Here is a 12,830-nt window from a genome sequence, read left to right on the forward strand (position 1 = left end):
AAATGATTAAAACGTTTTCAAAATGGCTTTTTATCGCTCGTTTATCCTTGGCAGACTTATGGTACGACAAAAAAGTTTCATTTTGTATTATTGCGTCGGTAATATCGGTCATCACACCGTTACTATTACTATTTAGTTTAAAATATGGCATTGTTTCACAACTTAGACAACAATTACTTAATGATCCGCAAAATTTAGAAGTAAAAATTGTGGGTAATTTACAACTCGATGATGAAATGTTTAAATGGATAGAGCAACAACCAGAGACCGCTTTTGTGATTCCATTGACACGTTCATTAAATACACAAGCAGACTTAATGAAAGATGCCAGTCATTTTGTTAATAATGCAGAAGTTATTCCCACTGCGAAGGGCGATCCAATAACCGAAAATTTACCGTTACTCAATCACAAAAATCAAATTTTATTGAGTTCATTATCTGCCGAAAAAATGCAGGTAGACGTTGGGAATCGTGTGAAAATGGTAATTACCCGACAGCTAGACGGGAAGCTGGAGAAAGGCATTGCAGAATTAGAGGTTATTGGTATTATTCCCGAAATTAATTACAGCCGAGCAGCCGCATTTGTTACATTAGATTTACTAATAGAAATGGAAAATTATTATGATGGTTATGTAAGTAATGTTTTTATAACATCTAAAGGAAATATTAACCCTCCCTCTCATACTTCCTTTGCTCGTGCCCGAATATATGCTAAAGCACTTGAGAATGTTGCACCATTAGCATTTAAATTACGAGAAAAGAATATTGATACTCGCACTCAAGCTAAAGCAATTGAAAATATGCAAGCAATTGATCGCGTACTTAATTTTATTTTTAGTGTGATTGCAATGACAGCCGTATTTGGATGTGTTTTATCATTTACCGGTTCGTTTTTATCCAATATTGAACGGAAGCGTAAAGATATTGCTTTTATGCGATTACTTGGTTTTCGCTCCCGAGATATTATGCTTTATCTACTCAATCAAGCTATGATGCTTAGTTGTTTAGCTTTTATTCTGTCCTGCATACTTTTTATGGCAGGAAATTATGCGTTCAATTTAGTTTTAGGTGAAAATTTGGTTTCACAATCTGTTGTGAGTCAATTACAATTTTACCATTTTATTTTTGCATTTTTATTGACTTTACTCATTTCAAGTACCGTTGTGGTTATAGGAGGGCGTCGTGCTGTTAAAATTCAACCAGCAGAAAGCTTACGTGAAGCCTAACAGTCTCAGATTAGCTAGTTGGGGTTTGGCTGCAATTAGCTTATTTCCATCCTTCGGTTACGCTCAAGCTTGGGATGAAAAATTCTATAATCCTAAACCAGCAAAAGATGATGTTATTTTACCAATGCCTTGTGACGGTAGTTTGGTAATGAAAAAGGTATTTACACCAACAAACAAGCCGTTAGATGATGTCAAAATTATTTTGGGCAGTAATCAAAAAGAGCTTGGTTTTGCTGAGTATGCAACACCAAACTATATTGCGGGCAGTTTTTCAGATTCTGGTAAAGAGCGTTATTATTTAATAGGTAAGTATGAGATTACCGCATTACAATATCAATCGGTAATGAATGATACCTGCCCAAAACCTAAGATCAATCTTTCTTTTCCTATTACAGATATTAGCTGGTTTGATGCAGTCGCTTTTACCGATAAATATAATCGCTGGTTGATTGAAAACGCTGCTAAGTTGAATGAAAAGGGTTTACCTAACGGCTATGTCCGTTTACCTAGTAACACCGAGTGGGAATATGCAGCACGGGGAGGAGCGAAAGTGACGGAATCAGAATTTCGTGAATCACGATTCCCGATGACCAGTAATGTTGAAAGTTATGCCTGGTTTTCCGGATCTAAGTCAGCCAATGGGAAATTACAGCTTATAGGTCGGCTTGAGCCTAACCCTTTAGATCTTTATGATATCTTAGGTAATGTACACGAAATGATGTTTGATTCATTTAAAATGAATAAATTGGATCGTTATCATGGTCAGCAAGGTGGCATTATTGTTCGTGGTGGTAGCTATTTGACACCGGAATCATCAATTACCAGTTATTTTCGTATTGAGAAACCTTTTTATGATGATAAAACTGCCTATAAAAGTAAGGATGTTGGGATCCGTTTAGTCTATACCACAAATGTGATGAGTTCGAATGAAAAAATCAAAGAGCTTGAAAAAGAATGGAACGAGCTAGGTAACGAAACAAATAATAACCAAAATGGCAATGTAGTTAATGAGCTTGAAAAAATCACTAAACAAGTTGAGGATGAGAAAACTAAACAAGAATTAAATCAACTCAATATACTTTTAAGGAGTGCTAATCAAGCCCGTGATGAGCAACGTGATCGCTCTATTCAATCTGCTTTGCAACTCGGAGCCTTTTTATGTGCCAATGTATCTGATTTACATAGTAAGTACGAATATAATAATAATCTCTATGAAACAATGGTCAATGAAGTTTGTGATGCAAACGAGACTAATACTTTGAATGACGATAATATGTGTTCAAAAGTGAAGTTGGAAAATTTAAAACAGGTTGTTGATGAGTCCAAAAGTGCTCGGGATTTTATCTTGAAATACTATTCCGACACCATTGTTAACACAGCCTCGAACTACGAGAAAAAAACAATCAACGATCAATCCAAATCGACTCAATTTATTCTTGAGAATAGTGGAAAAGCAAATATGAGCGACTACTTGGCGCTCTATTTCAAACACATCAACGAATATATTGAATCAGGAAAAGTTGAGCGAACAGCTTGGCTACAAACTTGTAATGAAATAAAAGGAAACAAACGATGAATAAAATTTTAGTAGTCCTTAGTTTATGTGTATCTCTTGTTTTAGCTGGATGTCAAGGTGTTGGTGGTGTAAATACTCGAAATGTTGATCCCGCATTGACTAAAAGCCATACAGCTAAATTTTTTAGTAAATCTGCATGGCAAGCTTGTGCAGTCGGTGCAGGTATAGGTGGTGTTGGTTGTTTGTTACTAGGTGGTAGAGCTGGTACTTGTGTCGCTTCTGCGGCTGTAAGTTGTGGTTTAGCGATGGGCGTAAATTATTATCTTGACTCTAAACGCGCAGACTATGCTAATACTGAAGCGCGTCTTGATATCTATATTCAAGATATTCAGAAAGATACTTACGAGGTGCAAGCTGTGACACAAGTAGCTAAAGCAGTGTTAGACAAGAATTTGATGACACTTAACGCATTAAGAAATCAAATTAAAAACGATACGGTAAATAAAAAACAGGCTGAAAATGATTTGACCCAAATTGATGCCAATATTACTTATCTAAACGATAAGTTACAACGTATGAAAAAAATCGAAAGAGATTGGGTGACAGTATCTTCTGAAGAAAAACAAGCTGGTGTCAATGTCTCTCAACTAGATAAACAAATCAATCAATTAAATAAACAAATTGCAGTACTTGAAAATCAAATAAATATTGTGTCTAAACAGCGCTCAGCAGTTAAGGTAAGTTAATTATGAAAAAAAGATATCTGTTATTACTTTGTCCGTTTATATTTTTAACTGGTTGTTCAACTACAGTTGAACAATGTGATCCAACTAATGAAGACATTAGTTTTTTCCATAAAATGGGTTGTCATAATTCGGGCAATTATCAAGCTCGAGTTGATCGAAAAGTGCAAATTCTAGAGAATGAAAAAAGAGCTAATCGACAGTTTAGACAGATTTATGCCATTATTGAGAAACAGAAAAATGATACTTCATTAACGATAAAACAAAGACGGTCACTACAGCAAAAACTGGAAACTGAGGTATCTCAGTTAACTGATGAAGTGAAACAAAAGGCAAAAGGTCGTGATGATTTGCAAGCTCAAGTTAACGATATTGAACAGCAACTCATTAAAAAAGTGAATAGTTCATATGGCTCAGAACTTGAAAAGCAAATTGAGTTGGAAAAATTACATAAAAAACTTCAACAATTACAAAAAGCATTAAATATATAATGATTTAGTTTGATAAATTAGTGAAGTAAAAACGGGAAGTTAACTATGATCAATGAGTGAATAATAAGAAATAAAGATCATCATAATGGGAAACAAAGTGTTTTTATTCGATTAATATTTTCTTGTTACTATTATTCAAACCATATTTAACTGAATGAGCTTTTCCTATCTTAAACATGGCAATATATTGGTTATTATCAATATATTGCCATGGTATTATCCTAAAAGCGCCAAAATCAGCCTTGCCACGTTGTAAACTAGTAGGCATGTTTGCCAGTAGAAACTTTCAATATATAAGAAAATTATAGGTATCTAGGATTATTGTCGAATTTTGGGCAATAAAATTATCTGAGATTTTAATAATAAAAAAACCAGACATTAAGTCTGGTTTTTTGTTGTTAAATGCTGTATTGAAATGCTTTTAGAAGTCTAAATTAGCCGCTTTTAATGCATTTTCTTCAATAAACATTCGACGAGGTTCAACTTCATCACCCATTAAGGTGGTAAACAACTGATCCGCTTCTATCGCATCTTTTATGGTGACTTGCAACATGCGACGGCTGGTCGGATCCATTGTCGTTTCCCATAATTGTTCCGGATTCATTTCACCCAGACCTTTATAACGTTGGATAGTTAATCCTCGACGCGATTCTTTGATTAGCCAATCTACAGCTTCTTCAAAAGAGCTAACAGGTTGTTTGCGTTCGCCTCTTTGAATAAATGCACTATCTTCAAGTAAATCTTTTAGTTGCTTACCTAAATGGCAGATATTACGATATTCATTACTATGAATGAAGACTTGATCGAGCGCATAGTTAGTATCAACACCGTGTGTTCTGACTTTAATGATTGGCACATATAGTTGTGTTTTATCATTGTACTGCACTGAGTACGAATAACTACTACCGTGTTGCTCTTTATTTGTTAACTTTTCAACAATGGTTGTTACCCAATGTTCAGCTTTTTGCTGATCCTGCAAAATGTTTTCGTCTAATACATCTTGATACACCAATTCAGCAAGTAATGCTTTAGGATAACGACGTTCCATTTTGGTGATTAATTTTTCAACTTTTTGATATTCAGCAATCAGTCTTTCTAATGCTTCTCCTGCCAATGCCGGCGCATGATCATTAACATGCAATGATGCATCTTCAAGCGCCAAAGCAATTTGGAATTGCGTCATGGCATCATCATCTTTAATATATTGTTCTTGCTTACCTTTTTTCACTTTATATAGTGGTGGTTGAGCAATATATACATACCCACGTTCGATAATTTCTGGCATTTGACGATAGAAGAATGTTAACAGTAGTGTTCGGATATGTGATCCGTCAACGTCGGCATCAGTCATGATGATGATACTGTGATAACGCATTTTATCCGGATTATATTCATCACGACCAATTCCACAGCCTAATGCCGTGATTAAGGTTGCCACTTCCTGAGAAGAGAGCATCTTATCAAAACGGGCTTTTTCTACATTTAGGATTTTTCCTTTTAACGGTAAAATCGCTTGGTTTTTGCGGTTACGCCCCTGTTTTGCCGAGCCGCCCGCAGAGTCCCCTTCCACCAGATACAGTTCAGATAAGGCAGGGTCTTTTTCTTGGCAATCAGCAAGTTTACCCGGTAAACCACCTAAATCTAATGCACCTTTACGGCGTGTCATTTCACGTGCTTTTCGTGCCGCTTCACGGGCTCTTGCTGCATCGATGATCTTACCAACAACAATTTTAGCATCAGTTGGGTTTTCCAGCAGATACTCAGACAGTTTTTCACCCATAACAGATTCAACCGCTGATTTAACTTCAGATGAAACGAGTTTATCTTTGGTTTGTGATGAAAACTTAGGATCAGGTACTTTTACCGATACTACCGCAATCAAACCTTCACGAGCATCGTCACCGGTTGCACTGATTTTAGCTTTTTTACTATATCCTTCACTTTCCATATAGTTATTTAAGGTACGTGTCATTGCACCACGAAAACCAGCTAAATGCGTACCGCCATCTCGTTGTGGAATATTATTGGTAAAGCAGTAGATATTTTCTTGATAACCATCATTCCACTGCAAGGCAATTTCAACGCCAATCCCGTCTTTTTCAGTACTAAAATAGAAAATTTTGGGATGAATCGGGTTTTTATTCTTATTCAAGTATTCAACAAAAGCTTGAATACCACCTTCATAGTGGTAATGTTCGCTTTTACCTGTGCGTTCATCAATCAGTTTAATTGAAACACCGGAATTTAAGAATGAAAGTTCACGCAGCCGTTTCGCTAAATGCTCATAGACAAATTCAATATTGGTAAATGTCTGTGGACTTGGCCAGAAACGAACGTATGTACCCGATTCAGTTGTCTCACCTATGACTTTAAGGGGTTCTTGCGGAACACCTAAATGATAGGTTTGTTTATGAATTTTTCCTTCACGGTAAATCACGAGTTCTAATTTATCTGATAGTGCATTTACCACTGAAACACCAACGCCATGCAAGCCACCAGATACTTTATAGGAATTATCATCAAATTTACCGCCTGCATGTAACACGGTCATAATCACTTCGGCAGCAGAAATTCCTTCTTCTTCATGTATTCCGGTAGGAATACCACGCCCATCATCACGTACCGACACAGAGTTATCGGGATGAATGATTACTTCGATATGGTTACAATATCCTGCTAATGCTTCGTCAATGGCGTTATCAACTACTTCAAAAACCATATGATGAAGGCCTGTTCCATCATCGGTGTCTCCAATATACATACCAGGACGTTTTCGGACTGCATCAAGTCCTTTAAGCACTTTAATGCTAGATGAATCATAAGAGTTAGACATGGATTTCTCGACCTATTTAATTTCTTTTATCATTTCGTATATTTATGAAATTATACCAGATTTTATGTGAAAAATCTTATCATTTTCATCAATCATGTGGCTAATTTGCTCTTCACTGACAGCCGTGATAAAAACTTGTGAATGGGCTGATTTTAAACGTTTTGCCAATAAGTTACGTTTATTTTTATCCAGTTCGGAAGCAAAGTCATCAATCAGGTAAATACATGATTGGTTTGTTTGTTTAGTGTAATACTCACCTTGTGACAAACGTAAGGCACACATTAACAATTTTAATTGGCCTCGTGATAGAAGATCTTCAACCGGTATATTATCAACACGTAATTTGATATCGGCTTTATGTGGACCTAGCGATGTATAATTAAGCAATTTATCTCGTTCAAATTGTCTTTGTAATATCTCTGCATAATCTACACCATACTCCCAACCTTGATAGTATGAACAGTTAAGTTCATACTCAGGTAGAAAGTCTTTCGTTGTTTTTATAATTTCAGGAAAAATATTTTCAGCATAGTCAGCTCGAATTTCACTTATTTTTTCAGCGATGGGGACTAATTGTTTATCCCAAGGTAACAGTTGATTATAGTTTTGGGATTGTTTTAATAATGCATTACGTTGTTTAAACAGACGTTTCAAATTATTCCAAAGCTGGACAAACTCCGGATAATGATGAAAACACCCCCAATCAAGAAATGAACGTCGATATTTAGGGCCGCCTGTTAACAAATCAAAACCTTCCGGCGTAATGAGCTGAATGGGTAATAATTTTGCTAAATCAGTTAACCGAAAGCCTTCATCGCCATCAATTTTTATCTTGTTTTCATTGTTACGAGCTTTTGCCAATCCTATTGTACGACATTGCTGATTTAATGATTCTAATTGGCTATATAACACCAGCTCTGGTTGTTCGTGTTGTATAATTCGATTTGATTGTATATGCCTAAATGCACGTCCATGACCTAACATGTAAATCGCTTCAAGTAGGCTAGTTTTACCACTACCATTATCACCAACCACATAGTTAAAATGGCGAGATAAAGATAATTGAGCGTGGCTAATGTTACGGAAATGGTGAATATTAATTTGTGCAAGAGTCATAGGGTTAAAATACAATCTCCGGCCGAAGCCGGAAGTTGAATAGGCGTATGTTATAAGCGCATTGGCATCACAACATAAGTTGCAGATTGATTATTAATATCTTCAATTTGCACGCTTGATGTTGCATCGGTGAATAGCAGTTGTACGCTATCACATTTCAAAGTATTTAATATATCTAATAAATAGGTCACATTGAAGCCAATTTCAAGCTCTGAGGACTCATATTTTACATCAATGACTTCTTCAGCTTCCTCTTGCTCCGGATTATTAGCAGTAATTTTTATTTGATTATTGTGTACATATAATCGGATCCCACGGAATTTCTCGTTGGATAAAATTGCTACACGAGACAATGCATTTCTCAGCTCATCACAGGATACTTCTAGTGGCTTATCAGGGTTACGTGGCAATACACGTTTATAATCAGGAAATCTACCGTCAATCAGCTTAGAGGTAAAAGTAAAATCACCAAGATTGACACGCAGATTATTGTTACCAATTTGCATATTAATCGGATCGTCGCTATCACTTACCAATTTCGCCAGTTCAATAACCCCTTTTCGAGGTAATATCACCGAGCAAGTTTCAGTAATATTTTGCCCAACAGGTTGTGCACAAACTGCTAATCGGTGACCATCGGTGGCAACAGATTTTAATAACCCGTCTTCAATTTCAAATAGCATTCCATTTAAATAATATCGCACATCTTGATTTGCCATTGAAAATTGAACAGCATCGATAAGACGTTTTATCGTTTTTTGTGGAACAGAAATATCAACATCACTTTGCCAATTTTCTAAATTTGGAAAATCACTCGCCGGCAAAGTTGCTAAAGAAAATTTACTCCGACCAGACTGGATTATTAATCGATTATCATCAACGCTGATCGAAATCTGAGCATCATTGGGAAGATTACGACAGATATCGAGAAACTTTCTTGCTGGCACTGTTGTTGCACCCGGTTCACATGCTTGTGTTAACGGTAAATGCGCTATCATCTCTATTTCAAGGTCAGTACCTGTCATTGATAATGTATTGTCACTGACTTGTAGTAATAAATTGCCCAAAATGGGTAATGTTGGTCGACTGCTTAGTGGTGCACTAACAAGTTGCAATGGCTTAATCAGTTTTTCTCGTTCTATAATAAATTTCATAGTGTTTATTCTTGTTAAGTTGATAATGTTCGAATTAAATTGGAGTAATCCTCTTTAATATCATTGCTTTCTTCTTTTAAATCGGCAATTTTACGGCATGCATGTAGTACCGTGGTATGATCTCTTCCACCAAATCCATCTCCAATTTCAGGGAGGCTTTTATTGGTTAATTCTTTAGCAAGAGCCATTGCCACTTGTCTAGGTCTGGCAACTGAGCGAGAACGGCGTTTAGATAATAAATCTGAAACTTTGATTTTATAATACTCAGCCACCGTTTTTTGAATATTTTCAATAGTAATCAATTTTTCTTGCAAGGCAAGTAAATCTTTTAAAGCATCTTTTACAAAATCAATGGTAATTGATTTACCAGTAAAATTTGCATTCGCAATGACCCGGTTAAGCGCGCCTTCTAATTCACGCACGTTAGAACGTAATCGTTTAGCTATAAAAAAAGCCACTTCTTCAGGTAATTTTATTTTATTCTCTTCTGCTTTTTTCATTAAAATAGCAACGCGAGTTTCAAGTTCTGGCGGTTCAATGGCAATAGTTAATCCCCAGCCAAAGCGTGATTTTAAACGATCTTCAACGCCATTAATTTCTTTCGGGTAACGGTCAGATGTTAAAATAATTTGTTGATTACCTTCTAATAATGAATTAAAGGTATGAAAAAATTCTTCCTGAGAACGTTCTTTATTAGCAAAGAATTGAATATCATCAATGAGTAAAGCATCAACTGAACGGTAATAATTTTTAAACTCTTCAATAGCATTATTTTGCAATGCTTTTACCATATCTTGAACGAAACGTTCTGAATGCATGTAAACAACTTTGGCATTCATTTTTTCATCCATGATTTGATTACCAACTGCATGCAATAAATGGGTTTTTCCTAAACCGGTTGAACCATATAAAAATAGCGGGTTATAAGCTTTCCCCGGATTTTCAGCAACCTGTTTGGCTGCCGCAACGGCAAGTTGGTTTGATTTACCTTCTACAAAGCTACTAAAAGTATGCTTATGGTTAATACCGGAATGATAAGTGTGATTGTTCGTTTCTTTCGTTGTTTTCCATGCCGGAACAATATCGGTTTTAGGTTTGCTTTGTTGAGATTTTTTCTCTAAAGATAAAGTCGATCCAACTTCAAGATATAATTTTAGTGAATCATTATCAAAAAGTTTATTTAATAGTTGAGAAATAGCAGATAGGTATTTATTTTTTACCCAATCTAATACAAATCTATTAGGTGCATAAATATAAAGTTTGTCATCGACCATTTCCGCTTGCAACGGGCGTATCCATAAGTTGAATTCCGTTGTAGGAAGCTCTTCTTGTAATTGAGAAAGACAATCTTGCCAAATAGCGGTAGGCACAGTAACTCCTTTAACTTTATATTACTAACAACGTTGGTAATAATTATAATCTGTTTTGTGGATAAATTATAGATCAAAGGTAAGATATTATTTAGTTGCTAACAACAATAGCGGAACAAAAAACCCGGTGAAAACCGGGTTTTTGAGAAATAAACAAAAATTAATTTGTTGTATTAGTTACTTGAACTTCTTGAACGTTACGTGCTTTAACTTCGATTTCAACACGACGATCTGGTGCTAAACATGCTTTTAATTCAGCGCCACGAAGTGCATTACATTTAGTTCCAGTAACTGGTTGAGATTTACCCATACCACGTGCACTGATGATCTCTGCAGGAACGCCTCTAGCAACTAAATATTTCATTACAGAGTGAGCGCGTTGTTCAGATAATTTTTGGTTGTAATGTTCTGAACCGATACGGTCAGTGTGACCAATTACAACGATAGCACTTTGAGATGGATTAATTTTCACTAAAGTAGCTAATAGATTATCTAATGCTTGACGACCTTCTGCTTTTAAGTCAGCTTTAGCGTAAGCAAATAGAACGTCTTCATTTAATACATAACGATTTACTTCAGTTTTGATTTCAACTGGTGCCGCAACAGCAGGAGAAGCTAAACGGTAAGTAATACCTAAGCTAACAGTACCAGCGTCTGGCGATGCGTCAGTTTTAGTATGAATATGTTGAACATATTGGTACTCTAAACGAGTAGAGAAGTTTTCATCAAGACGATAGTCAAGACCTAACGCATAAACTGGAGATACGTCAGTTTTTGTACCGCCACGACCATAAACATCTTTAACATCGCCGCCATTTTTCCATTTAGCGATAGTTACCATTGCACCTGCACGACCGTAGATATCAAAATCATCAGAGATGAATGATAATGGGTAGCTTAATTTACCAGTTAAAGATACGCCTTGTGCATTGATTTTGCTGTTACCAGCAGCATGGCCATTACCTGTACGGTTGTAAGATCTTTTATATTTAGCAGAACCTAACCAGTCGTAACCTAATTCAAATGCTAAGTATGGGTTAGCTTGGAAACCAAGGAATGCACCACCAGCAACATTGCTGCGGTTAGAAGTTTTGATACCAGTATCATCAAATGCACGAACTTTGTTCGCATCTAATCTGTAAAGTTCTGACCAACCTAATTTAGCACCTGTATAAAAAGTGTTATCTTCATATGCTGCATTAGCTGCAGTAGCAGTTAAACTTGCAACAGCAATTGCTAGAGCTAGAGTTGTTTTTTTCATTTTTTGCCTCAACTTATTATGTTGTAATAGACGTTGTTTAATTTGTTTTTATTTAATTATGATACACATAATCTAATATCGATTATAGCACATATAATATACAAATCCATAACAAAAGATACTAATGTGTTAAAAAGATATTATCTTATCGTTAAATTATTTGATTAATTGTAATATAAAAATCGTTAATTGTATTTGCTAACGTATTAGCCATAATGAAAAAATCAGCTTCGAGTCGTTTATCCATTTCATCAGATCCGATATCTTCATTTTCATCTAAAATAGCTGAGTCAAATTTGATTCGCTTCAAAGTTAAATCACTATTAACGATAAAATTAACGCCTCGTTCATCAATGATTTTGATTTTAGATATCCATTTTCCCGATTCAAAGTGAACAAACATTTCATCACTGGTAATATCTTGATTTTTACAACTGATAATGCCGTTTCCTTCCAGCGGATCTTTTAATTCGGCTTGATCGCCTAATAAAAATGGAGCGAAGTTGAGTTTTTCTTTAACCCAAGTTGTCATTACTTGCTCAAGAGGGGTATCAATAGATAGTGGTGTTAGTGCCAACGCCCCTAATTGTTTACGCAAAATGGCTAGAATATCTTCTGCTTGCTTGAAACTACTACAGTCGATAATGATTCGTTTATTATGCGTATCAATCCAAAGCCAATAATGATTATATTTGCTAAATGCTCTGGGCATTAAGTCAATCATCACTTCATCTTTTAATGTTGCTTTTTCGTTTTTGGTTAATTTTCGACTTAACGCTTGTTCTTGTTTATCAATTTTTTCTAATAATGCTTGTTTGATTACCGGAGCGGGTAGAATCTTAGACTCTTTTTTAATCCGTAGTAGTAAATGCCCCTGCATATCAACAATATAATCTTCATTATTATTATCATTATAAGGAGACACCCAACCAGTTTTAGAGGTATCTAAGTTGCCACATGGCGTGAAAGGTGCGGATTTAAGCGCCTTTTCAATGACAGCTTTATCAAGCAAACTATCACTATTAAGCTGGTAAATAATGGCATTTTTAAACCAAAGCATATTTAACTATTTCCTAAATTTTGGGTGAAATTCATTTTAACATGAAGCGTTTCAAATAAA

11 protein-coding genes are annotated in these 12,830 nt (G+C 35.6%); 4 read left to right on the forward strand and 7 right to left on the reverse strand.

Annotated features, from left to right (window positions below):
* The first annotated feature begins 2 nt into the window (after nt 1-2).
* Genes GYM74_RS01290 through GYM74_RS01305 form a run of 4 tightly spaced genes read left to right on the forward strand, consistent with a single transcriptional unit; the run spans nt 3 to nt 3,976 of the window.
* Nucleotides 3-1,226 carry an ABC transporter permease gene (locus tag GYM74_RS01290; RefSeq protein ID WP_220218700.1) on the forward strand — a complete coding sequence of 408 codons (1,224 nt, stop codon included), beginning with the start codon at nt 3-5 and terminating at the stop codon, nt 1,224-1,226.
* Nucleotides 1,183-2,802: an SUMF1/EgtB/PvdO family nonheme iron enzyme gene (locus tag GYM74_RS01295; RefSeq protein WP_220218701.1), complete on the forward strand. Its 1,620-nt coding sequence runs from the start codon at nt 1,183-1,185 to the stop codon at nt 2,800-2,802. The genes GYM74_RS01290 and GYM74_RS01295 overlap by 44 nt, the downstream gene beginning before the upstream one ends.
* The gene (locus tag GYM74_RS01300; protein ID WP_220218702.1) at nt 2,799-3,488 is read left to right on the forward strand and encodes a hypothetical protein; all 690 of its coding nucleotides are present in this window, start codon (nt 2,799-2,801) and stop codon (nt 3,486-3,488) included. The genes GYM74_RS01295 and GYM74_RS01300 overlap by 4 nt, the downstream gene beginning before the upstream one ends.
* A 2-nt stretch (nt 3,489-3,490) precedes the next feature.
* Nucleotides 3,491-3,976, forward strand: coding sequence for a hypothetical protein (locus GYM74_RS01305; protein ID WP_220218703.1), 486 nt, complete (start codon nt 3,491-3,493; stop codon nt 3,974-3,976).
* 103 nt (nt 3,977-4,079) lie between these two features.
* Here the strand turns inward: GYM74_RS01305 and GYM74_RS01310 are convergent, their stop codons facing one another.
* The 7 genes from GYM74_RS01310 to GYM74_RS01340 all read right to left on the reverse strand — a co-directional run bounded on the left by GYM74_RS01310 (nt 4,080) and on the right by GYM74_RS01340 (nt 12,770).
* Nucleotides 4,080-4,244 carry a hypothetical protein gene (locus tag GYM74_RS01310; protein ID WP_220218704.1) on the reverse strand — a complete coding sequence of 55 codons (165 nt, stop codon included), beginning with the start codon at nt 4,242-4,244 and terminating at the stop codon, nt 4,080-4,082.
* A gap of 153 nt (nt 4,245-4,397) precedes the next feature.
* The gene (gene gyrB / locus GYM74_RS01315) at nt 4,398-6,809 is read right to left on the reverse strand and encodes a DNA topoisomerase (ATP-hydrolyzing) subunit B (protein ID WP_220218705.1); all 2,412 of its coding nucleotides are present in this window, start codon (nt 6,807-6,809) and stop codon (nt 4,398-4,400) included.
* A 42-nt stretch (nt 6,810-6,851) separates the two neighbouring features.
* Complete coding sequence (gene recF / locus GYM74_RS01320) at nt 6,852-7,925, reverse strand: DNA replication/repair protein RecF (protein WP_220218706.1); 1,074 nt, start codon at nt 7,923-7,925, stop codon at nt 6,852-6,854.
* A 50-nt stretch (nt 7,926-7,975) separates the two neighbouring features.
* Complete coding sequence (gene dnaN / locus GYM74_RS01325; protein ID WP_220218707.1) at nt 7,976-9,079, reverse strand: DNA polymerase III subunit beta; 1,104 nt, start codon at nt 9,077-9,079, stop codon at nt 7,976-7,978.
* A 14-nt stretch (nt 9,080-9,093) separates the two neighbouring features.
* A complete protein-coding gene (gene dnaA, locus GYM74_RS01330) occupies nt 9,094-10,449 on the reverse strand; it encodes a chromosomal replication initiator protein DnaA (RefSeq protein ID WP_220218708.1) in 1,356 nt (451 codons plus the stop codon).
* A 160-nt stretch (nt 10,450-10,609) separates the two neighbouring features.
* The gene (ompA, locus tag GYM74_RS01335) at nt 10,610-11,710 is read right to left on the reverse strand and encodes a porin OmpA (RefSeq protein WP_220218709.1); all 1,101 of its coding nucleotides are present in this window, start codon (nt 11,708-11,710) and stop codon (nt 10,610-10,612) included.
* 151 nt (nt 11,711-11,861) lie between these two features.
* Nucleotides 11,862-12,770, reverse strand: a complete 909-nt coding sequence (locus GYM74_RS01340) for a recombination-associated protein RdgC (RefSeq protein ID WP_220218710.1) — start codon at nt 12,768-12,770, stop codon at nt 11,862-11,864.
* Nucleotides 12,771-12,830 lie beyond the last annotated feature (60 nt).

Origin of the sequence: Gilliamella sp. ESL0405 (assembly GCF_019469205.1) — a bacterium.
GTDB lineage: Bacteria > Pseudomonadota > Gammaproteobacteria > Enterobacterales > Orbaceae > Gilliamella.